The organism is Rothia sp. HMSC066G02, from assembly GCF_001813145.1.
Lineage (GTDB): Bacteria > Actinomycetota > Actinomycetes > Actinomycetales > Micrococcaceae > Rothia.
This window is the reverse complement of sequence record NZ_KV811583.1, coordinates 38,262-59,841: the sequence shown is the minus strand read 5'-3', so window position 1 is coordinate 59,841 and position 21,580 is coordinate 38,262. Positions and strand designations below refer to the sequence as shown.

Here is a 21,580-nt window from a genome sequence, read left to right as displayed (position 1 = left end):
CTCGGTACATCATACGGTACCGGAGCGGTGGTGTGTGCACGGGGTACATGGGGGCGGGTGCTGGGGCGCACCGCACCCGCTCACCTGCGTTTCTAGCTGGTGAGGGTGTCAGAGTCGGGGTGGGTGCCATCCAGGTATGCGGGCAGCAGCGGGTATTCGCGGCCGTACACGGTCTGCGGCGCGATGCGCACCCACTGCATTTCGTGGGTTTCGGAGTCGGGCAGGTCGAAGGTGCGCACGATCTGCGGGGTCATTTCCGGCGGTAGCCAGTGGGCGATACCGACCACGATGACGGAGCGGATGCCGTCTTCGAGGGTTTCGTCGATTTCGAAGGCGACGCGGCGGCTGACCACCACGGAGGAGAACTTGTTGCCGCGGGTGGTGCGGATGTAGATTTCCTGCTTGTCGTCTTGGCTGGCGACGGCGTAGAGCACGGGCAGCACATCGACGTGCTGTCCGTCAGTGAGGATGAGGCGACCGAGAGTGTTTGCGTGCAGACGCTCCCAGCACTTGTCGACGCTGATACTTTCATCGGGGTACAGGTTACTCATGGTTTCAGTGTATGCGATGGGGTGGGCGCTCTTGCGCAGATGACGGTTTTGGTCAGTGGGTGGGTCGGGGCTATGTCATTGCGCTGCCGCCTATACGCGGTGGGCGCGCCCGGGCAGATGCGGCGGGTGCGTAGAATGGTGTGCATGACTATTTCTGCCGCCTCTTTCGCTCCCGAGTACGCCGCCGTTGCGGATGCTCCCCGCAGCGATGATTACGCCCGCCTGACCCGTATCCGTGAACGCCTGTTAGCGTTGAACTACAGCTATGACGCTGTGCAGGAGCTGCTCGGTGTTGAGGCGGCTGAGGCGATGGCTCGTGACCAGGTGGTTCCGGGCCTGTGGCGTGTGGAGCATATTCTGCGCGGCGATTACAGTGCGGGTGAGAAGAACCTGGCGCGTCTGCTGGCGTTTTTCCTGCTGGCTCGCCCGCTCACTGAAGCGGAGGCAGCCGAGGTTTTCGGCGATACCCTGGTTGACTTCGAGAATGCCGCGCTGATTGAGCGCGACGCTGCGGATCCTACCCGCTGGTCCGCGAGCGTTGACCTGCGTCCGCACGCCGCCGATGACGGCACCGAAATCTTTGTTGCCGCCGACCTGGGCGCGCATCAGCGCCCCGGCGTGCTCCGTAAGGATCACGTGCTCGGCATTGGTCACGCCTCCCTGACTCTGGCGCAGATTACCGAACGTACCCCCGTCAAGCGCGCCCTGGATGTGGGCACCGGCTGCGGTATTCAGACCTTCCACCTGCTCGCCCACGCTGAGCACGTGACCGCCACCGACATTTCGGAGCGTGCCCTGGCGTTCACCCGTTTTAACCTGCTGCTGAACGCGCAGGCACTCAATATTGACCCGCAGAACCCGCAGGCGCGCGTGAGCCTGCGTGAGGGTTCCCTGCTGGAGCCGGTCGCCGGTGAGCTTTTCGACCTGGTGGTGTCAAACCCGCCGTTCGTGATTACCCCGCGCGTTGCCGGTGAGAGCGCCGAGGAGCAGTTCACCTACCGCGACGGCGGCCTGCCCGGTGACGAAATTGTGAGCACGATGGTGCGTCAGCTGCCGTCGGTGCTGGTGCCCGGTGGCCGCGCGCAGATGCTGGGCAACTGGGAAATTATTCGCGATTCGGCGGACCCGGAAGCACCGCGTCCGTGGGATGAGCGCCCGCGCGCCTGGGTTGCCGACGGCGGCGCGGAGGCGTGGTTTATTCAGCGTGAGGCGCTGACCCCCGCCTCCTACGCGGAGACCTGGTTGAAGGATGCGAGCGAGAACCGCGACCGCAGCCACTACGAGCAGACCTACGTGGCGTACCTGAACGACTTCGCTTCCCGGAACGTTCATTCTATTGGTTTCGGCATGATTTGGCTGCGCCGCCCGACCGAGGCGACCGCGGCGGGCGTGACCGAGCCCCTGCAGCGTTTCGAGGAGATCACCTACCCGATTCAGCAGCCCATCGCCCACGCCCTCACCGAGTCCGTGCGCCGCTACGACCGCCTCGCCGCCATGGACGATGAGGCGCTCCTTACCGCACACCTGGAGGTCGCCGAGGACGTCACCGAGGAACGCCACGGCCGCCCTGGCGCCGAGCACCCCAGCGTCATTTTGTTGCGTGCCGGTTCGGGTCTGTGCCGCACCCAGCTACTCTCCACCGAGACGGCGGGTTTTGCGTCGGCGAGCGATGGTGAGCTTGCCGTGGGTCAGATCGTGGCGGCTCTTGCCATGCTGCTGTCCTGGCCCGAATACGATGAGGCTGCCGCCGCGGTGCGCGGTACGCAGGAGCAGCATCCGCGCGACACCCTGCTGCACGCGGTGCGCGAGCTGGTACTCAAGAGCTTCCTGCACTTTAGCGACGAGCACGCGGGCGCAGCATCGGCTGGCGAGAGCACTGCCGAAGCGCAGGGCTAAGCGTGCGCATTTGGTCCCTTCACCCCTGTCTGCTCGATCGCCGCGCCCTGGTCGCCTGCTGGCGTGAAACCCTGCTGGCGCAGAAGGTTCTGCGGGGCCTGACTCGCGGGTACACGAACCATCCGCAGCTGATTCGTTTTCGCGCGCACCCGCAGCCGCTGGAGGCGGTTGCCGCTTACCTGTCCGGGCTGGCGGATGAGGCGGATGCCCGCGGCTACTCGTTCAACCGCGCACTGATTGGCGCGGGCGAAGACGATGCGGGCAAAGATAGCACAAACGAAAATAGCGCAGGCAAAAACGGTACCGATAAAAACTGCGCTGACAAGGCAGAAAACCCGTACGCTTCGGTCGCGCGTATTCCCGTTTCTTTGGGTCAGTTGGAGTACGAGCTTGCTTTCCTACAGCACAAGGTGGCTGGGCGCGACCCCGAGTGGGAGCACCAGTTGAGCGAGCGCCTGGCGGCGCGCGGCGAGCTGGCGGCGTGTGCGCATCCGCTGTTTGAGGTGGTTCCGGGGGCTATTGAGCCTTGGGAAAAGACGAAAGACTTTTAGACAGAAGGATTTCTAAGAACGTGAGCATAGTAATGCCCCGGCGGAACCCTTGCGGGTGCCTGCCGGGGCATCGCTGTATGTATGGCTCAAGCTCATCTCAGCGCATTACAGAGCGCTGGAAACAGCTTGGCACGGGGTCTTTACCTCAGGGGCTTTACTTGGTGGTCAGCGCGGGCTTAATTTCCTTCACGATTGCCTCAAGCATCTTCAGGTTGAAGTCCACACCCAACTGCAGTCGACCCGCCGCAATGAGATCGGCCATGTCGGCAAGTTCAGCCATGTAGAGCGGGTTTTCGTAGCGCATGTCTGGGTTGCAGCACTGGCTCTTCATCGTCGGGTGACGGGTCAGTCGTCCTCGTCTTCGAGGTCCTCTAGCACTTCGAACGGCGACTCGACGTCGCCGCGCCAGGCCTCCAGGCCTTCGCGCACCGCGAGCACCGCCACGACCAGCGCCGCGACCGAGTCAGCCCACCACCAGCCGAACAGGCTGTCGAGGACGAGGCCGATGAACACCGCACCGGAGAGATAGATGCACAGGATGAGCTGCTTGGCGTCGGCCATCACGCTCTTGGAGCCCAGCTCCCGCCCGGTGCGGACCTCAATCCACGCCAGCAGAGGTATGACGACCAGGCTCAGCGCGGTGATACCGAGACCCAGCGGGCTGCGGTCGGGGCCCTCCTGGCCGACCAGGGCCAGCACCGCGTCGATTGAGACGTAGGCCGCCAGCGCGAAGAACGCGATGCCGATGGCCTTGACGGTGACCGTTTCCCACCGCTCAGGGTCCTTGCGGGTGAACTGCCAGGTGACGGCCGCGGCCGAGAGTACCTCAACAACCGAGTCGAGCCCGAAGCCAATGAGAGCCGCGGACGAGGCGAGGACGCCTGCCCAGACTGCGACGATTGCCTCGATTACGTTGTACGTGATCGTGAAGCCAACGATGAAGCGGACGCGCCGGTGCAGCATCGCGCGGCGCGCGGTGGTCAGGGTCTCGCTCATGCTCCCGCCGCCGTTCCACAGCAGCCCGACACCGAGCATGCCGGGTCGATGCACGGCGCGGCCTCGTCCACCGCGAGCGTGACGTCGATCAGGGACGTCAGTGCCGCGGCGAGGTGCGGGTTGGCGATCTCGTAGCGCGTCTGGCGGCCCTCGGGCTCGGCGACGACGATTCCGCAATCGCGCAGGCAGGTCAGGTGGTTGGACACGTTCGAGCGGGTCAGCTCCAGCTCGCGCGAGAGCACGGCTGGATAGCTCGGGCCGCCGAGGAGGGTCATCAGAATCCGGGAACGTGTCGGGTCGGCCATGGCGCGGCCGAGCCGGTTCATGACGTCGAGGTGTGAAGCAATAGTCAGCATACGATGACTATACAGTGATAACTGACCAATTGTCCACTTGTGCGGGCTGCCGCACGTGCTCCGCGCCCTTGCCCTCGGGAGGCGGCAGAGTTCGCGCTCATCAGCGACCACCGCCCATCACGGAAGCGACGGCGGCACGCTGGCGCGAAACTCTGCTAGCGCAGAAGGTTCTGCGGAATCTTCACCTCAGGGGCTTTACTTAGTGGTCAGCGCGGGCTTGATCTCCTTCACGATTGCGTCGAGCATCTTCAGATTGAAGTCCACACCCAGCTGGTTCGGGATCGTCAGCAGCACGGTGTCTGCCGCCTGAACCGCCTCATCACGAGCGAGCTCTTCGGCGATATCCGCCGGATCACCAATGTAGCTGCGACCAAAACGGGAGAAGCTGTTGTCAATAATGCCGGTGTAATCCTGCGAGTCCTCCGAAGCGCGGCGACCGAAGTAGCGCGCCGAGGTTTCGTCGATAACGGGCAACACCGAGCGGGACACCGAAACACGCGGAACACCCGAATTACCCGCCTTCACCCACTCGGAGCGGAAGAGGCGAATCTGCTGCGCCTGCTGCTGATCGAAGGGAATACCCTTATCTTCCAGCATCAGGGTTGAGGACATGAGGTTCAGACCCTTCTGCGCGGTCCACACGGCGGTGCTATCGGTGCCCGCGCCCCACCAGATGCGGTCGCGCAGACCCGGCGACTGCGGCTGAATCGGGGCGTACTTGCCCGCCACGCGAGCGCTGGGCGCCATGCCCTCACCCTCAATTGCCTTGAGGAAAATGTCGAGGTGACGGCGCGCCATGTCGCTCTCGTTTTCACCCTCTGCCGGGTAATAGCCGAAGCTCTCAAAGCCGCGGATAACGGATTCGGGCGAGCCGCGAGAGACACCCAGCTGCAGTCGGCCCGCCGCAATGAGGTCTGCCATGGCGGCAAGTTCAGCCATGTAGAGCGGGTTTTCGTAGCGCATGTCAATCACGCCGGTACCCAGCTCGATGCGTTCGGTCTTGGCGGCGATTGCGGAGAGCAGCGGGTAGGGGGTCGCCTGCTGCTGGTCAAAGTGGTGTACGCGGAAGAACGCGCCGTCCAGCCCGATGTCTTCGGCACCTACGGCAAGGTCGATTGCCTGATGTAGAGATTCTGCAGCGGAGGGCACGCGGGAGCCGGGGACCTCAGCCCAGTGGCCGAAGGAGAGGAAGCCGAGCTTCTTCTCGTCGCCGCGCATGGGCTCGAGGTGGCTGATGCGGATAGACTCGTCAAGCTGCGGGGTGCTGTTCAGGTTGGTGCTCATGGTTTTTCCTTTGCGGGTTGCGCTCGGGCTCTTGTAGTGCCGGGCTAGTGTTTTAAATCTAAACCCAATTACTTTACATGTCAAGTATTTTGTTTCAGGGTATTACGCACAGAGCATCCCTCCCCAACTTTCGCTGCACACACCACCTGCACGCCTCACCCGCCCGCACGCCTCACCCGCACGAGGCACACATACCGCCACAAAATGCTGGCGCAAAATACAGCCGAAAAGGGCACAAAAAAGCCCGGCGGAACGAACGCATCGCACCACCGGGCCCTTCTATTCAACAGCTAAAACTGCAACTACAACGGCAGAAACAAACTGCCCTAGGAACGCTTCACCAGCGGAACCCACAGCTCCATACGGTAATCAGCCGCCTGCATATCGCCGCGACCGTACACCTCAAGGCCACCCACCGGGCGGTACTGCGGATTCTTCGCGAAGAACGCCTCCTCGAAGCTCGCAAAGCCAGCCGGAATGGACTCCGAAATCGGGCCGGTCACCTCAACCACCGCATAGGTGCTCGCAGGCAACTCCAGCACGCCCAGACCAAGCTTCGCCGCGCTCGCCGGCTCCGACACCAGGAAGCCCGCCGTGTAGCGGACCTGCCCCTTCGGGTTCGGCTGAGTGCACACGCCCAGGTACTGGGTCACGTTCAGAACATCCAGCATCGCCGGGGACGCCTTCTGATTCAGCTCATCCCACAGCGAGGAGAAGTCGCCGTCCAGGGGGAACACCTGCGAAACGCCGGCAACGACCATCGCCGGGTGCTCCTCAATGCGAGGTTCAGAAATCTGAACCGCGCCGCCCTTAGCGGCTGCCATTAGGCGTTCGCCTCAGCTGCTTCGCGGTCCACCGAGCACTCGGGCACGCAATGACGCTTCGCGTCATCAGCTGCGCACTCGGGGCAGAGCAGAACCAGCTCACGGCAGTTCTCGTTAGAGCAGTTCTCGAACTTGTTCGAGGGGGCGCCGCACTGTTCGCACTTGCCGATGGTGACGGTGTCCGGGGTGAACTCCATGTGCATGCGCTTGTCAAAGACGTAGAGCGAGCCTTCCCACAGTTCCTTATCGCCGTACTTCTCGCCGTAGCGCACGATGCCGCCGTCGATCTGGTAGATCTCCTTGAAGCCGCGGTTCTTCATGAGCGCGGAGAGAATCTCGCAGCGAATACCACCGGTGCAGTAGGTGACGACCGGCTTGTCCTTAATGTGATCGTACTTGCCGGACTCAATCTCGCGAATGAAGTCGTGGGTGGTGCGCACGTCGGGAACGATAGCGTTCTTGAACTTGCCAATCTTCGCCTCGAATGCGTTACGGCCGTCGAAGAAGACCACTTCGTCGCCGCGCTCTTCAACAAGCTTGTTAACCTCTTCAGGCTTCAGGTGCACGCCGCCGCCAACGACGCCGTTCTCGTCCACCTGTAGCTCGTCGGGAGCACCGAAAGCCACAATCTCGTCGCGTGCCTTCACGGACAGACGGGGGAAGTCCTCCGCGCCACCCTCGGACCACTTGAACTCCATGTTCTTGAAGCCGGGGTACTTGCGGGTTTCCTTGGTGTACGCCTTGACCGCGTTGATTTCGCCGCCGAGGGTGCCGTTAATGCCGTGCTTGGAAATGAGGATGCGCCCGCGCAGGCCGAGCTTCTCGCAGAGGGCACGCTGCCAGAGCATGACCGCCTGCGGATCGGCGATGGGGGCGAACTGGTAATACAGAATAATCTTATTTTGAGCCACGAAACTATTTTATCGTCATATACGCCTAAAGCATGCAGATTTTTTGATATGTGCGCGCTGACTACGGGGTCGGCAGCACAAAAGCGGTGCCGAGGCGGGGTTCAGACAGGCACGGGGCACAGATTCAGGACGGCACATGACCGGCGGCAGGTCGGGGTGTAGCCCGCCGCTCTACAATGGAACCCATGCCGCACAGCACCCCTTCGCAGAACGCCAACCAGCACCCCGAACAGCAGTCCACACACCAGCCCGAGCAGGGGCAGTCTGCGGCGCGCCCAAAAACGCTCCGTTACCGAGAGCTGCCCACGAGCGCACAGCAGGTGCTGGCATCCCTGCTGCCGGAGGCAGAACGCACCGGAATCCTGCCCGAGCAGGTGACCCATATCCATACCATTGCCGCCAGGGAGGCGAGCTACGCGCCGTGGCCGCAGTGGTTGCATCCGCGTGTGGTGGAGGCTTTTGAATCGCTCGGTATTGCCGAGCCCTACGCCCACCAGGTGCAGGCGGCGAACGCCGCCCATGCCGGTCTCGATGCGGCGCTGGCGGCGAGCGCGGCGCGCTACGGCTGGCAGGCAGGGCGCATCGAAGCTGAGCGTATCGAAGCATCGGCAGCAACGCGCACCGAAGACGCGAAGAGTACCGGCAGCGGCGGGCACGTGATTGTGGCGACGGGTACCGCCTCGGGCAAGACCCTGAGCTACCTGATGCCCACTCTGGACGCTATTTATCGCGCATCGTGCGGTGAGCCGGTGAGCTCAACTTCCGCGTATTCTGGGGCGGAAAACCTCAATAATAGAGCGAACGTTCTCTACATTTCGCCGGCGAAGGCACTCTCCGCCGACCAACTCACCGCCCTCACCTCCTACAACCTACCCGGACTCCACGCGGCAAGCTACGACGGCGACACCCCCACCGGCGAACGCCGCTGGATCCGCGAACACGCCAACTTCATCCTCACCACCCCGGACATGCTCAACTACTCAATTCTGAGCAACCACCGGCAGTGGGCGTCCTTCCTGCGCGGGCTGCGCTACGTGGTGCTCGACGAAGCACACAGCTACCGCGGCGTTTTTGGTGCGCACATCGCCAACCTGCTACGCCGCCTGCGCCGTGTCTGCGCGCTCTACCGCACCGTGCCCGTGTTCTACGGTGCCTCCGCGACCAGTTCCAACCCGGTCGAGTCTTTCTCCAAGCTCATTGGCGTGCCGCAGCAGGCGGTTACCGCCATTACCGAGTCCACCTCCGCGCGCGGTGAAACCACCGTCGCGCTCTGGGAGCCAGAATTCATGCCGCCCAAGGCGCACGATCAACTCGCCAAGGGTGCCCGCAGCACCCAGCAGCAGGCGGTCCAATCGAAGGCAGAGCAGGAGGCGCCGCGCCGCGTCTCCCCCGTGGAGCAGGGCGCGCAAATGCTCACCGACCTGGTGCTTTCCCGCACCCGCTCCCTGGTTTTCGCCGGTTCGCGCCGCAGCGTAGAAATCCTCTCGCAGAAGACCCAACGCTACCTCGACGAGGTGGAGGCGGGCCTCGCCCACCGCGTCGCCGCATACCGCGCCGGGTACACCCCCGAAGAGCGCCGCGAACTCGAACGCAAACTCCGCAACGGCGAACTGCTCGGCCTGGCGAGCACCTCCGCACTGGAGCTGGGCATTGACATCTCCGGACTGGACGCCGTACTCGTGGCGGGCTGGCCGGGTACCCGCGCCTCCTTCATGCAGCGCGTGGGCCGGGCGGGTCGAAGCGGTCAGGACGCGCTCGCAGTGCTCATTGCCGACGACAACCCGCTCGATACCTACCTGGTGCACCACCCGGAGGCGATTTTCGGGCAGGAGGTTGAGGCGACCGTTTTCGACCCGACAAACCCGTACGTGCTCTCACCGCAGCTGTGCGCCGCCGCGCAGGAGGCACCCATCCGCGCTGAAGAACTGAGTCTCTTCGGTCCGCATACCGCGGCTCTGCTGGATCGGCTGGTGCAGCAGGGGTACCTGCGTCGCCGCCCGGACGGCTGGTATTGGACGCACGCCGAATCAGCCGCCGACCTGGTCGATATCCGCGGCACCGGTGGCGGACCCTACCAGCTCATCGACGCCGAAGACGGCACCCTGGTTGGCACCATGGACGCCGCGCACGCCATGAGCCAGGGGCACCCGGGCGCAATCTACATTCACCAGAACGCTCAGTACGTGGTTGAGTCCCTCAGCGAGGGCGAGCGCGTGATCCTACTCAGCCGCGTCTACCCGGACTACTACACGCGCGCCATTGAGAGCACCGAGGTGCGCATTCTGGCGGAGCGTGCGCGGGTCAGTTACGGTGCGCAAAACGCTGTTGGGGAAGCAGTTCCCGGCGAGCCTGCTCCCAGTGAGTATGTTCCCGGTGAACCCGCTCCTGGAGAGCCTGTTCCCGAAATCTCTATCCCCGAAACCAACGCGCAGCAGCTTGCCCCGCTCACCACGCACCGCGGGCAGGTTCAGGTCACCGACCAGGTCACCGGCTACCGGCGCTTCTCCGTCTACGGCGGCGAATACCTGGGCGAAGAGGCGCAACCCATGCCGCCGGAAGTGCTCATGACCGAGGCGGTCTGGTTCACCTTCGAGCCCAGCTACCTATTCGGCGCGGGCGTGACCGAAGAGGACGGCCCCGGCACCCTGCACGCCGCCGAGCACGCCGCCATCGGACTGCTGCCGCTCATCGCCACCAGCGACCGCTGGGATTTGGGTGGACTCTCCACGCTGCTTCACGTGGACACCGGCAGGCCCACCATTTTCGTCTACGACGCCGCACCCGGCGGCGCGGGCATTAGCGAGCGCGGCTTCAACGCGGTTGCGCAGTGGCTGAGCGCCACCCTTGAAGCAATCGAAAGCTGCGGATGCGAAAACGGTTGCCCCTCCTGCGTGCACTCGCCCAAATGCGGCAACCGCAACGAGCCGCTCAGCAAACACGGCGCACGGGCGCTACTGCAGGCGATGCTGCAGAGCATGGCGGAGGCGTAGGTTACTGCAGAAGGCGTAGAGCGGGCTGGGGGCGCGGGGCAAGCTGGGATGACAACTCCCGATGAGCGTAAATAGCCTAGTCGGCTGGGCTTTCTGGCTCAGGCGGGTTTTCTGGCTCAACTGGATTCTCTGATTCTGCGGAGCTTTCTGGTGCGGGAGGCTCGGGCGCTGAGTCCTGCGCAGCTTCCAGCTCTTCCTCCAGCTCGGCTACCTCATCGGGGCTCAGCTCCTCCACGTTGCCCGCCGCGTGCTCTTCTTCGGGGCGCCCTTCTTCGAGATGCTCAGCCCCGGCGCGGGCACGCACCCTCGCCGGGCCCAGCGCACCCATGGGCCCCGCGACCGGGACGGCGACCGTCACCTCCACCGTTTCGGGGCGATCCGGAAAAGTGCAGGATTCCAGGTGCGCGCCGTGGCGTTCGGCAAGATCCGCCGCGACCGCGCACGGGTCCCCCTCAGTGAGCCCGCGGTAGGCGTCCGCCGCCGCGAGCGCACTCAAATCGGCGGCCGCGGAAGCCCTGCGGTTTGCGGACACCACCCCAATGAGCCCGGCAATCACCACGGTCACCACCAGTAGCGCGGCAATAATGGTGAGGGCAAGGACGGTGCCGCTACCCGCTTCGGGGTATTGATTCTCGGAGGCTGTTTTCGGGGTGGGACCCATAGCGGCTCTACTCACCTTCATGACCCGCACCGTTTTCAGCATCGTTTTCAGCGCCGGCTTCAACGCGGGCGTGGGCGTCCGCCCGCAGCACCCAGCCGGTTGCCGAACCAATCACACCGGGGGCGGGGCGGCTCACCCGCACGTGCACTTCCCGGGCGCGCCCCGCCTCTGTCACGACTACATCATCAGGAGAAACAGAAATCTGCACGCTCTGCGCCGGGTCGATGCGGCTGACGGCGGAGCGAATCTGCGCCTCGGAATCTCCGCGGGCGGCGGCTCGTGCAGCCGTTCGCGCGGACTCCTCCACCTTCAGCTGCGCAACCCCCGTGGAGGCGGCACCCAGGCAGAGGGCGAGCACCACCGTCACGGCGGGTAGGGCGACCGCAAATTCGGCGGTGATCACACCCTCTTCTGCCGGGCTCTTGTGCGGGGTCGAGAGTGTCGGGTCCACACTGGTTTTCCCTGCGGAGCAAGTGCGCCGCAAAGCACCCAAATTCACATGAGCGTTCATTCTTTATTCCTCCTTTCTAGCCTGACTTTCCGGGATTCCTTGCCTCTAGAGTTAAACCCTGTGGCGGGTTTCTCAAGACCTCTAGAGCAGCCCCGTGTTACCCGCAATCGACAGGGCGTTACGCACAATATCCAGGAGCATGGAACGCACCTCATCCGACTTGAGAATCAGCACCAGCAGGCCCGCAAAACCGACCGCCGCGAGCATCACAATGCCGTACTCCGCAGTGGAGGCGCCCTCCTCCGGATCCCCCGCGGGGGCGTAGTCTTCGAGCGCCTTTTCGTGCTCCTCAGAGGGTACATATTCGGTGCAGCCGGGCGCGTGCTCACCCAGGCTGCGGCAGGTGGCGCCACATTCGTCCAAGGTGCAGCCTTCGGCGAGCGCGCGGGCAATGGTCAGCGCCTGTTCGGGGCTCAAACGGTCCGTGTTCATATCAATCTCCATTTCGTGAGGGTCAATCCTGGGGCCGGCATGCTTCTGCTCAGCGCCGGTGGAAAGTTCGGTATCAGTGAAGAGCTCAGCATCGGTAAAAAGCTCAGGGCATTCTTCACGCAGCTGCTTCATGGTGGTTGCGATGGCAACGGACAGCGGCACGGGACCCAGAATGGTCTGCGCTTCTGCGCCGGATGCAGCGGGCTGAATTTCACGCGGAGCACCGGCCGGGGCGTTGACCGGAGCATCGACAGCGTGCAGGTCGTGGCGGATTGCTTCGCAGAGGGTGTTCGTCATTGGTTTTCCTTTCGTTGTGCCCCGTTTATTCGGGGCGGGGTGGGCGCTCATCCGCGTTCGCTGCAGATGGGCGAGGGTCTAAACTTTTCGGCATTTCAGCTGGTCAACAGCGCTTATGCGCATGGTTCTTTAGCCGGTCAGCGTGGGTAGTAGCGAAATGATGATGGGCACAATACCCAAGCAGATAAAGGCGGGCAGCGAGCACAGCCCGAGGGGTACCACGAGCGCTACGGAGAGCTTTCCGGCGGCGCGTTCTGCCGCGCGGCGCTCGCTGAGGCGGTGCGCATCGGCAAGGGAGAGCAGCAGCGCAGTGCTGGGTGCGCCACCCGTGTAGGCGGGAGCGAGCGCGTCCCGCAGCTCACCGAAGGTTCCCGCCGCGGACCCCGACCAGGCACTCCCCCAATTGCTACCCATCTGTAGGCGCTGGCAGACCGTGTGCAACGCTCGGCTGTTGAGTGCCTCGGCGAGAGTGCCCAGTGCGGCGAGCGGTGCGAGCCCGACTCTCAACTGCGCGGCAAGTAGTTCCAGCACGAGGGCGGTATCAACGGGCGCGGAACCTGCTGGCGAGGCAGACTTTTCCGTCTCAGATTCAGCATTCACCGCCCCGGTGCTCGGCCTTACGCTCTCCACCTCCGCCCGATGCACGAGCGCGGCGGTCCAACGGCGCCCGGCGAAGGCGAGCCCCAGCCCAAGCAAACCGGTGAGCGCTCCGAGAACGGACCCGGTCAGCACACCCACAGGGTCGCTTCCCATGAGCACCCCCAAGCCGAGGCCGAGCAGCGGCAGCCAGGAGAGGATCCTGCCGGTGGCACGCGGTGCGGCGAGGGCGCTCTGCCTGCCCAGGAGCGCGTCGATGCGTTCTTCGGCGTGTTCGGCGGCGCGTTCCATGCTCGTGGCGAGCGGCGCACCGGCGCTCTCGCTCATGCGCAGGCTCAGCTGCAGGTCGTGCAGGCGCTCGCGGCTGTGCGGGCGCATCCGGGTACTGTTTTCGAGCAGTTGGGCGCAGGCGAGGTGCGCGGGGGCACCCCAGGAGGTGACCGTGGCGAGAGCCTGCGTGAAGCGGCGGATATCTTCGGCGCACCGCTTGTGCCCATACTCTTCGGAAAGGGACCCTCGTGCCCGTCGGGGGCGGGTGCTTTTCCGAGAGCTATTCTTCGCACGCGGTTTCCCCGTACCCGGCACCAGCTCGCCCTGCCCGAACTCCCCGAGCTGCCCGGAGCTCGGGTTGGTGTGCACCGCCTCCTGCAGGGGAATCCCTGCGCGTAGGTTCAGGGCGAGGGTGCGTAGCATGAACGGCCACATGCGCATTTCCTCGGCACTGGCTGATCCGGCGATACGCCCAGCTAGGCGCTCAGTCCAGCGTTCGCGAAGGCTTCCGCCGCTCTTCTCGTTCTGCTTCATTGCTTCCTCCTTTCACGTTTTCTACTTCCCCATTTCGGGGGCTAGTACCCAACTTCAGAGCCAGTAGAAATACGCCTGACCTGCAGGTACTCTTCACTCCCCTGTGTGGCGGGGTGCAGGCTGTAGATACCCTCGATGCGGCGGCGACCATCCCGGTGTTCCAGGTGGATAATGCGTTCAAAAGCCGTCGCCGTATGTAGAGCGACCGTTCTACTATCCAGTCCGGCGAGCGCGCCCAGGGCGCACAAACGCAGGGGCACCGCATGCGCACTATTAGCGTGCAGGGTCGTTCCGGCACCGCGGTGACCGGTGTTCATGGCGGTCAGCAGGTGCACCACCTCCGCGCCGCGGCACTCACCGACCACGAGCCGGTCCGGGCCCATACGCAGCGCCTGCACAATCAGCTCACCCAGCCCGATTTCGCCGGCGCCTTCGGAGTTGGCGGTACGGGTTTTGAGGGTAATAACCTGCTCATGCTGCGGCGCGAGTTCCGGGGTATCTTCGAGCAGAATGAGGCGCTCCTGCGGCGTGCACAGCCCCAGCAGGGCGTTGAGCAGGGTGGTTTTGCCGGTGCCGGTGCCCCCGCTAATGAGGAATCCGCGGCGTTCGGCAATCATGCGGCGCAGGTAGGCGGCGGTCGCCTCATCGCACAGCCCAGCGGCCTGCAGCTGCGCCAGGGTGGGGCGCTCGCGGGCGGGTAGACGCACGGAGAGCCGGGTGCGTTCGCTCAGCGGCGGGATAATCGCGTGGATGCGCCTGCCGTGCTCATCGCTAATGTCAGCCGCCGGATGCGCGGCGTCCAGCTGCCCGCCGTGCCTGCGGATGAGCCGCTCGGCGAGGTCGCGCACGCGCCGCTCATTGCCGAGGCTCAGCGCCACGGGGCGGATGGTTCCGTTGACGCCCACCCAGATATCGCAGGGCGAGTTCACGTAGATATCGGTGATGGTTCCGGCGCGTTGCCCCTCGTCAAGGAGCAGGTCGAGGGCGCCGAGACCGTAGAGTTCCGCGGCGAGGTAGCGCAGCGCGGTCTGCCGGTTGACGGGCACGTATTCCACACTGGGGTAGCTCCAGGAGGTGGGCGCGGGTTGCACCGTTTTGGTGCGGAATTTTCGGGGCTTCGTCACATTAGTTCTGTCTGCGCCCGTTCCTTCTGCGCTCGCGTTCCCCCAGGTGTTCCCCTGGTATCCGCCGTCGATGGCGCAAATTGCCTCATCCACGGCATTTTCGAGGATCTCGCGGAGGGGCTGGGATTCTTGGAGTAACCCACCGCCCGCGGCACTCGCAGCGTTTGCACTGCCCGCGGCAACCACACCCTCTGCGGGCGGCCGCTCCCCTGCCTTCTCGACTCCGGCACTGAATCCGTTACTGGGTCCGCCGCTGAACCCGCCGCTAAAACCGCCCAGGGCGATAGCGCTCATCTGCGGCGAGCGCAGAATCAGCTCGCGGGCGTGCAGGGCGACGGCGCGGGCGCGATAGTCTTCGGGAATGAGCAGGGCGGGTAGCGAGTGCGCGCCGGTGTTCTGGACACCCGTATTCTGTGCGCCCGGCTGATTCGCGCCCTGTGCGGCACGCGGCGAGCAACCGTTGGGGTTGCCGGGATTGTTGGCAGGGTGCCCGGCGGGATTGCTGGAGGGATTCATGGCGGAGTTCATGGCTCTAGGAGACCATTACGCCCGCCTCGAATTTTTAAGAGAATGAGCGTTCTGTGGATAACTCCTCGCGCACCCCGAAATATCCACGATGCACGCGTCTCAAACGAACAAAACGCACACATCCGGCGCTTTTATGACAAACCGCGGCGCATTCAGCCCTCCCCTGCCTCTTCCGCAAACCGCCCGCCCGCGACCACAAACCACGCGCCTTCGCACCCGGTCACCGATAATGGAAGAATGTACGTTCTGCTCAGTCCTGCCACCGGCGCGGGTATTACCGCCCAGACCGGCACCCCCGCACACCCGGTCACGTCGGCTATTGCCGCGGGTGCGTCCCCGCGCGGTGCTCAGCCGGTGACCTCGTGGGGTGCTTTTCATTTTTCGACGCCGACCGCTGAACAGTTGCAGGACCCGACCTTTATTCCGCGGATTACGCGGGCGGATCGGGTGAGTGCGGCGAATCTTCCGGCGTATGTGCGAGAGGTAGAGCGGCAGGCGGCTGATTCGGCACAGGGGCGTTTTCCGCGCTGGATTTGGGCTGATACCCGCCACGTTGACCCGCTGCTTCTGCGTCGCGGGGTGCGGGTGCATCTGTGCCATGATTTGCGTCTGGTGCAGCGGATTTTGGCGACTGCCGCTACGCATCCGAGCGGTTTTGTGGAGTACAGCCCGGTGCTGGATCTTTCTGATGTGCGTGAGGCGGCTGAGCCTCAGGGGTATCTGCCGGTGGCGCGGCAGATTCAGGGTCAGGAGGAACTGTTCGGCGCTGATTTTTTGAGTGCCCCCGCCACCTCTTCCGCCGCACCCGCCGATTCCTCTGCAGATTCCTCCTCGGATTTCCTGGAGGCGGCGCCTCATGAGCCTTTTGCCCCGCAGTTGGCGGCGGGCCCGGTGACTCTGCTGCCGGAGCATCCGGTGGTGCGTGTGCTGATGCGTGAGTGGCTGGCGCAGGCGCGCGCTATTAGCGAGTCGAGGCACCCGGAGCGGCTGCGTCTTTTGGCGGCGGCTGAGTCTGCCGGTGCATTGGTGGCGGCTGAGATTGGCTATTACGGCATCCCGTTTAATGTGCAGGCGCATCATGAGCATCTGTGCGAGTTGTTGGGGCCGCGTCCGGTGCCTGGGGAGCGTCCGCAGAAGATGCAGGAGTTGGCGGAGCAGATTCAGCGCATGCTGTTTATGCCGTCGTTGAACCCGGATTCGCCGCAGGATCTTTTGCGTGCTTTGCAGTCTGCGGGGGTTTCGGTGAAGTCTACGCGTTCGTGGGAGTTGAAGAGTTGGGCGGATGCGATTCCGGCTCAGCGGGAAAAGCGCTGGGCGCTGATTGACCCGATTCTGCGCTATAAGAAGCTGTACCGTATTTGGACTGCTAACGGCTGGACGTGGGCTGATACGTGGGTTTCTGAGGGTGCGTTCCGCCCGCATCTTGAGGTGGGTGGAGCCGCGACCGGGCGTTGGGGCGCTTCCGGCGGTGGTGCGTTGCAGCTGCCTGCGGAGATTCGTCAGGCGGTGCAGGCGCCGGAGGGTCAGGTGCTGACGGTGACGGACGGCTCGCAGATTGAGCCACGTATTTTGGCGGCGTTGAGCCGTGATGAGGCGCTCGCTTCGGCGGGTCGTGGCGCTGACCTGTATGCGGGTATTGCCGAGCTGGCGCGCATGAAGGGTGTGGGTTTGACGGAGCGTTCCCACGCGAAGGTGGGCATGCTGGCGATTATGTATGGCGGCCGCAGCGGTGAGATTGGCGCCCTGTTGCCGCATGTGGCGGCGCTTTTTCCGCAGGCGATGGACTTTACGGAGCGTGCCGCGCGTATTGGTGAGGCGGGCGGTCAGGTGACGACTTTTTTGGGTCGTACCTCCCCGCCGGTGGATGAGCGTTTCCGTGAGATTGTGGCTGATCGGTCTTCGCCGGCGGCTGAGTCGCGTGCGGTGTCGAGTGCGCGTGCACACGGGCGTATGACCCGCAATTTTATTGTGCAGGGTACGGCGGCGGAGTGGGCTCTGTGTTGGATGGGCGCGGTGCGTTCTCGTCTGTTGTCGGAGCGGATTTTTGGTATGCCGATGCGCACCCGCATTGTGTATTTTTTACACGACGAGCTTCTGCTGTGCGGCCCCGAGCTGGAGGCGGATCGCGTGGAGCGTATTGTGCGTGAGGGCGCTGCGGAGGCGGCGCGTCTGCTGTTCGGTCGTGTGCCGGTTGATTTTCCGGTGTCGGTGGCGCGAGTGCGCAACTACGCTGAGGGTAAATAATCTGCGGTAAATAATCAGCCGCGCATAAGCGGCACCGTGCAACAGCGAAAATAGGGGCGGCAGGTAGCTTCATTCAAGCTACATGCCGCCCCTATCTGCATACTATTCTGCACCCTATATCCGCTGGTCAGGCGCTTATTCTGCGATGAGCTTTACTCCTCGTAGCCGGGTGCCGGGCGCATCTTTTTTGTATCCCAGGGCACGGTCCAGCCAAGCGAGTCGAAGATCCGGTCCAGCAGAATCGCGGTGAATCCCCACACCGTGAATTCTTCGCCGCCGGGCATACGCACCTCGAAGGCGGGGGTGCGGTGTGAGGTGCGGCCGCGTTTGACGTAGGCGGTGTGCCGGTTGGCGGGGTTGAGCAGGTCGCGCACGGGCACGCGGGCGATGAGCGCGGACTCGTTGTGGTCGACGACTTCGACGGGCACGGGGCTGTTCCACCAGCCGATGACGGGGGTGACCATGAAGTTGCTGATGGGTAGCGGCAGGGTGTGCAGCTGGCCGAGGATCTGCACGCCGGCGGGGTCAAGCCCGGTTTCTTCCACCGCTTCGCGCAGGGCGGCGATGTGGGCGACGGGTTCGCCGGTGGTTTCGGCGAGCGCGTAGTCTTCGGGGTCGATTTTGCCGCCGGGGAAGGCGGGCTGACCGGCGTGTGAGCGCAGGGTTGCGGCACGTACGAGGAGCAGTACATCCAGGTCGGCGCTGACGTTTTCGGGGCAGCCGTCAAATTCGCCGGTGGAGGGCGAGTTGTCGAGCACGCCGAAGAGGATCAGCACGGCGGCTTCTTTGCTCAGGGGGCTGGCGGGTGCGCTGCGCAGTAGGGCTTGGACGTCAAATTCCACGCCGCCCTCTGCGAGAGCCGCCAGTGCCTGCTGGGCGGGGTGCTGCGCGTCCTGCCGCGCCGGTTCGGGTTGTACCGACTGCTCGGGTGCGCTCATCTGTGTACCTCTCTTCTGCGCGGATGCATTCCGGTTCAGTCGCCGTTAGGCGCTGAGCGGGTAGCCTTCTGCCATGAGTTCGCGGCGGGTTGCCCCCTGCAGGAATCGCAGGTGCAAGTCTTCTCGGCCGGGTGCCATTTCGTATTTCATGAGTTTACGTGCTGCTTGTTCGTTCGTCTCCCCGGCGCCATAGGACGGGCAGAGGTCGGCGACGGGGCATACGCCGCAGGCGGGCTTTTTGGCGTGGCAGATGCGGCGGCCGTGGTAGACCATGCGGTGTGAGAAGAGCGTCCAGTCTTTGCGTTCGATGAGTTCGGCGACGTCTTTTTCGACTGTCTCGGGGGCGTCTGCGGTGGTAAATCCCATGCGGCGGGCGAGGCGGCCGAAGTGGGTGTCTACGGTCAGTCCGGGCACGTCAAAAGCGTTTCCGAGGACCACGTTCGCGGTTTTGCGGCCGACTCCGGCGAGTTCTACGAGCTCTTCAAGGGTTGAGGGAACCTGCCCGTTGTGGCGTTCGACGAGCTGCTGGGAGAGGGTGACGATGGAGCGTGCCTTGGCGCGGTAGAAGCCGAGGGACTGAATGTAGGGTTCGACCTCTTCGGTGCGTGCGGAGGCGAGCGCGGCGGCGTCCGGGTAGCGTGCGAAGAGTGCACCGGTGACGGAGTTGACGCGCACGTCGGTGGTTTGTGCCGAGAGCACGGTGGCGATGAGTAGCTCGAAGGGGTTGTCAAAGTCGAGTTCTGCGACGGCGTAGGGGTAGGTTTCGCCGAGGATGCGGTTAATTTTGCGGGCGCGGCGCACGGTGGCGAGGTGGCTTTCGGGTGCGCGGGCGTTGAGGCGGCGTGCGGCGGCTGCGGCTTTGAATTCGGGAACGAATCGGATCTGTAGGAGCGATTCGGCGTTCTCTGCCGCGTTGTTCTCAGCCGCGTTATTTTCTGCCGCGGTGTTCTCTACTTCGGTGCGGGTGGCGTTCTCGGTCATAGCGCGAGGGTACCGGGCTTGGGCGTGTGGGCGGTAGCGAGGTTCACCGTACTTGGCCCGCTCCCCATCATTTTCTGGGCAGTTCGCGTCGGCTCCTGCTGTGCGGTCGCTCGCTGTGCCACACTGGTTTTATGTCAGATACGATTTTTGTGCTTAATGGACCGAATTTGAACCTGCTTGGGCAGCGCCGCCCCGAGGTGTACGGCTACACCACTCTGCACGATATTGAGCGTATGGTGCGTGAGCGCGCGGCGGATCATGGTTTTGATGTTGAGTTTATGCAGTCGAATCATGAGGGTGCGCTGGTGGATGAGATTCAGCGTGCTCGTACTCGTGGCGCGGCGATTATTATTAACCCGGCGGCGTACACGCACACCTCGGTGGCGCTGCATGATGCGCTGGAGGCAGCTGAGCTTCCGGTGGTTGAGGTGCATCTGTCGAATGTGCATCGTCGTGAGCAGTTCCGTCATCATTCGTTTGTGTCGCCGCAGGCTACTGCGGTGATTGCCGGTGCGGGTGCGTACGGCTATGTCATGGCGGTTGATTTCCTGGCACAGCACCTGGCGGAATAACAGCGCAGCATCTCGCTGAATAGCGCAGCCCAGCGCCTGGCGGAATAGCCCAGCACTGCCTCCGTTCGTTAAATAGTTCAGGCTCCCGTTCCTCGTGTGAGGGCGGGAGCCTGAACTTTTATCGCTATTTAGCGGCTAGTTACTTGCGGCAGGTGCCGGTGGAGACTGCGGCGGTGTTGTCGCCGCCTTCGGCTAGTGCCTGCTTGAGGGTGCTTGCGGTGATGGCGTAGCCGGTCTGGCCGGTGGTTGCCCTACCGAAGATCACGCCGATCACGTTGCCGTTTTCGTCGAGGACGGGGCCGCCGGAGTTGCCGTGCTGCACGTCGGCTGCCAGCTGGTAGACCTGGCGCATGGCGTTGGCTCGGCCGGTATCGGCGTCGATGGTCTGGGTGTTGCCGATGCCCTGCACGGTCGCGGGCAGTGCCTTGAACGGGCCGCCCTTGGGGTAGCCCATGAAGGTTACGAGGCTACCTGCGGTGGCGTTGGAGCCGATGTTCAGCGGTGCGAGCGGCAGCTTGGGAACGCTGATGAAGGCGAGGTCCTGTTCGGTGTCCATGTAGACGACGGTGCCGGGCCAGGTGCGGCCGCGGGAGTCCTGCACGACCGGGGAGGTCACGCCGGCGACCACGTGGGCGTTGGTGACGACCAGTCCGTTATCCGCCACGAATCCGGAGCCAGTGGAGGTGTAGCCGCACTGCTCTGCGGCGCCCAGGATCTCGACCACGGAGGCTGCCGCCTGGTCCAGTGCCGCGGATTCTACGGTCTGGGTGGGGGCGCTGGTTTCGGGGGCGATGAGCTGGCTGACTTCCGGAATGGTTCCGAAGGCGAGCACGTCATTGCGTACCGTGTTGATGCGGTCCTTGACGACCTCGGGGGTGGAGGCGACCATCCAGGAGAGGGTCTTGGATTCGCTGAGCGCAGTGTTGAGCTGCGGGATGGGTACGGTGCGCATGGAGATGGTCAGCACTACCATGACCAGGGCGCAGGCGGCGAGGTTCAGCACGCCGCCGAAGAAGCGTTCAATGCCCTTGAGCGGGGTGATGTCAGTGACGCGGCGGATGGTGCGTCCGGCAACGAGGCCGAGCCACTGTCCGATGGTCAGGCAGATGATGAGCACGCCGACGGCGGTAATGAGGCTCCACTGGGATCCCACGGATGCCACGGCGAGGGGCACGAGCCAGGCTGCGGCGCAGACGCCCAGGCCCAGGCCGAGGAAGGTTCCGAGGGTGGTGAAGAATCCGCTGCGGACTCCGGCGAGGAAGTAGAGCAGCAGAATGATGGGGATAGCAATATCAAGCAGGTTGATGCCAGTCGTCACGACTAATTGCCTCCTTGGTGGGTAGAAGTGGTCACGGTGTGCCCATTGTGGTTGGTGCGGGCTGTGCCCGGTGAGTGTGGCGGCGTGCTGTCACCCGGGTATGGCGGGGCGGTTCCGGGTTTTTGGGACCGGGTTTCTGCCTCGTCGCATCGTACCGCGTGTGGAGGCGGGTGCCTGTTTGTCATGAGGGTGTCTGCGTGCTTGGTACCGATAA

The 21,580-nt window shown here is 64.0% G+C and carries 19 protein-coding genes and 1 pseudogene; 5 read left to right on the top strand and 15 right to left on the bottom strand.

Annotated elements, in window-relative coordinates:
• Positions 1-92: 92 nt before the first annotated feature.
• Positions 93-551, bottom strand: coding sequence for a pyridoxamine 5'-phosphate oxidase family protein (locus HMPREF2894_RS01300; protein WP_044145909.1), 459 nt, complete (start codon positions 549-551; stop codon positions 93-95).
• A gap of 144 nt (positions 552-695) precedes the next feature.
• On the opposite strand from HMPREF2894_RS01300, the gene HMPREF2894_RS01295 reads away from it, so the two are divergent.
• Positions 696-2,447: a DUF7059 domain-containing protein gene (locus HMPREF2894_RS01295; RefSeq protein ID WP_246826995.1), complete on the top strand. Its 1,752-nt coding sequence runs from the start codon at positions 696-698 to the stop codon at positions 2,445-2,447.
• 2 nt (positions 2,448-2,449) lie between these two features.
• Positions 2,450-2,998: a pyrimidine dimer DNA glycosylase/endonuclease V gene (locus HMPREF2894_RS01290; RefSeq protein ID WP_012902938.1), complete on the top strand. Its 549-nt coding sequence runs from the start codon at positions 2,450-2,452 to the stop codon at positions 2,996-2,998.
• A gap of 220 nt (positions 2,999-3,218) precedes the next feature.
• On the opposite strand, the pseudogene HMPREF2894_RS09165 reads toward HMPREF2894_RS01290, so the two are convergent.
• The 6 genes and pseudogenes from HMPREF2894_RS09165 to HMPREF2894_RS01260 form a co-directional block, all read right to left on the bottom strand.
• Positions 3,219-3,305, bottom strand: a pseudogene (locus tag HMPREF2894_RS09165) (luciferase); the annotation flags it as partial.
• 38 nt (positions 3,306-3,343) lie between these two features.
• Positions 3,344-3,994 carry a cation efflux transmembrane domain-containing protein gene (locus tag HMPREF2894_RS01280; RefSeq protein ID WP_070677513.1) on the bottom strand — a complete coding sequence of 217 codons (651 nt, stop codon included), beginning with the start codon at positions 3,992-3,994 and terminating at the stop codon, positions 3,344-3,346.
• On the bottom strand, positions 3,991-4,350 hold the full coding sequence (locus tag HMPREF2894_RS01275) for a Cd(II)/Pb(II)-sensing metalloregulatory transcriptional regulator CmtR (protein WP_049327487.1): 360 nt from the start codon (positions 4,348-4,350) through the stop codon (positions 3,991-3,993). Before HMPREF2894_RS01275 ends, HMPREF2894_RS01280 begins: the two co-directional genes overlap by 4 nt.
• 195 nt (positions 4,351-4,545) lie before the next feature.
• On the bottom strand, positions 4,546-5,634 hold the full coding sequence (locus HMPREF2894_RS01270) for an LLM class flavin-dependent oxidoreductase (RefSeq protein WP_070677511.1): 1,089 nt from the start codon (positions 5,632-5,634) through the stop codon (positions 4,546-4,548).
• A 326-nt stretch (positions 5,635-5,960) separates the two neighbouring features.
• Complete coding sequence (locus HMPREF2894_RS01265; protein ID WP_005504695.1) at positions 5,961-6,458, bottom strand: GyrI-like domain-containing protein; 498 nt, start codon at positions 6,456-6,458, stop codon at positions 5,961-5,963.
• Entirely contained in the window at positions 6,458-7,369 is a 912-nt protein-coding gene (locus HMPREF2894_RS01260; RefSeq protein WP_049338579.1) for an oxygen-dependent tRNA uridine(34) hydroxylase TrhO, read from the bottom strand. Before HMPREF2894_RS01260 ends, HMPREF2894_RS01265 begins: the two co-directional genes overlap by 1 nt.
• A gap of 176 nt (positions 7,370-7,545) precedes the next feature.
• Between HMPREF2894_RS01260 and HMPREF2894_RS01255 the strand changes: the two genes are divergently transcribed.
• Complete coding sequence (locus HMPREF2894_RS01255) at positions 7,546-10,359, top strand: DEAD/DEAH box helicase (RefSeq protein WP_070677509.1); 2,814 nt, start codon at positions 7,546-7,548, stop codon at positions 10,357-10,359.
• A 76-nt stretch (positions 10,360-10,435) separates the two neighbouring features.
• Here HMPREF2894_RS01255 and HMPREF2894_RS01250 read toward each other — a convergent pair whose 3' ends face one another.
• From HMPREF2894_RS01250 to HMPREF2894_RS01230, 5 genes are all read right to left on the bottom strand, one after another.
• On the bottom strand, positions 10,436-11,020 hold the full coding sequence (locus tag HMPREF2894_RS01250) for an Rv3654c family TadE-like protein (protein ID WP_049351923.1): 585 nt from the start codon (positions 11,018-11,020) through the stop codon (positions 10,436-10,438).
• 7 nt (positions 11,021-11,027) lie between these two features.
• Positions 11,028-11,471 (bottom strand): TadE family type IV pilus minor pilin, encoded by a 444-nt coding sequence (locus HMPREF2894_RS01245; protein ID WP_239668334.1) that lies wholly within the window; start codon positions 11,469-11,471, stop codon positions 11,028-11,030.
• Positions 11,472-11,612: 141 nt separating this feature from the next.
• Positions 11,613-12,260: a DUF4244 domain-containing protein gene (locus tag HMPREF2894_RS01240; protein ID WP_070677504.1), complete on the bottom strand. Its 648-nt coding sequence runs from the start codon at positions 12,258-12,260 to the stop codon at positions 11,613-11,615.
• Positions 12,261-12,389: 129 nt separating this feature from the next.
• Positions 12,390-13,661 (bottom strand): type II secretion system F family protein, encoded by a 1,272-nt coding sequence (locus HMPREF2894_RS01235; RefSeq protein ID WP_070677502.1) that lies wholly within the window; start codon positions 13,659-13,661, stop codon positions 12,390-12,392.
• Between the two features lie 41 nt (positions 13,662-13,702).
• A complete protein-coding gene (locus HMPREF2894_RS01230; protein WP_246826994.1) occupies positions 13,703-15,313 on the bottom strand; it encodes a TadA family conjugal transfer-associated ATPase in 1,611 nt (536 codons plus the stop codon).
• A 237-nt stretch (positions 15,314-15,550) separates the two neighbouring features.
• Here HMPREF2894_RS01230 and HMPREF2894_RS01225 point away from each other — a divergent pair, with 237 nt between their 5' ends.
• Positions 15,551-17,557: a bifunctional 3'-5' exonuclease/DNA polymerase gene (locus HMPREF2894_RS01225; RefSeq protein ID WP_070677500.1), complete on the top strand. Its 2,007-nt coding sequence runs from the start codon at positions 15,551-15,553 to the stop codon at positions 17,555-17,557.
• A gap of 152 nt (positions 17,558-17,709) precedes the next feature.
• Here HMPREF2894_RS01225 and HMPREF2894_RS01220 read toward each other — a convergent pair whose 3' ends face one another.
• Together HMPREF2894_RS01220 and nth are read right to left on the bottom strand one after the other, a co-directional pair.
• Positions 17,710-18,495, bottom strand: coding sequence for an NUDIX hydrolase (locus HMPREF2894_RS01220; RefSeq protein WP_070677498.1), 786 nt, complete (start codon positions 18,493-18,495; stop codon positions 17,710-17,712).
• A gap of 45 nt (positions 18,496-18,540) precedes the next feature.
• A complete protein-coding gene (gene nth / locus HMPREF2894_RS01215; RefSeq protein WP_012902924.1) occupies positions 18,541-19,476 on the bottom strand; it encodes an endonuclease III in 936 nt (311 codons plus the stop codon).
• A gap of 131 nt (positions 19,477-19,607) precedes the next feature.
• On the opposite strand from nth, the gene aroQ reads away from it, so the two are divergent.
• A complete protein-coding gene (gene aroQ / locus HMPREF2894_RS01210; RefSeq protein ID WP_005504658.1) occupies positions 19,608-20,048 on the top strand; it encodes a type II 3-dehydroquinate dehydratase in 441 nt (146 codons plus the stop codon).
• A gap of 139 nt (positions 20,049-20,187) precedes the next feature.
• Here the strand turns inward: aroQ and HMPREF2894_RS01205 are convergent, their stop codons facing one another.
• Positions 20,188-21,366: a MarP family serine protease gene (locus HMPREF2894_RS01205; RefSeq protein WP_070677496.1), complete on the bottom strand. Its 1,179-nt coding sequence runs from the start codon at positions 21,364-21,366 to the stop codon at positions 20,188-20,190.
• Between the last annotated feature and the right edge of the window lie 214 nt (positions 21,367-21,580).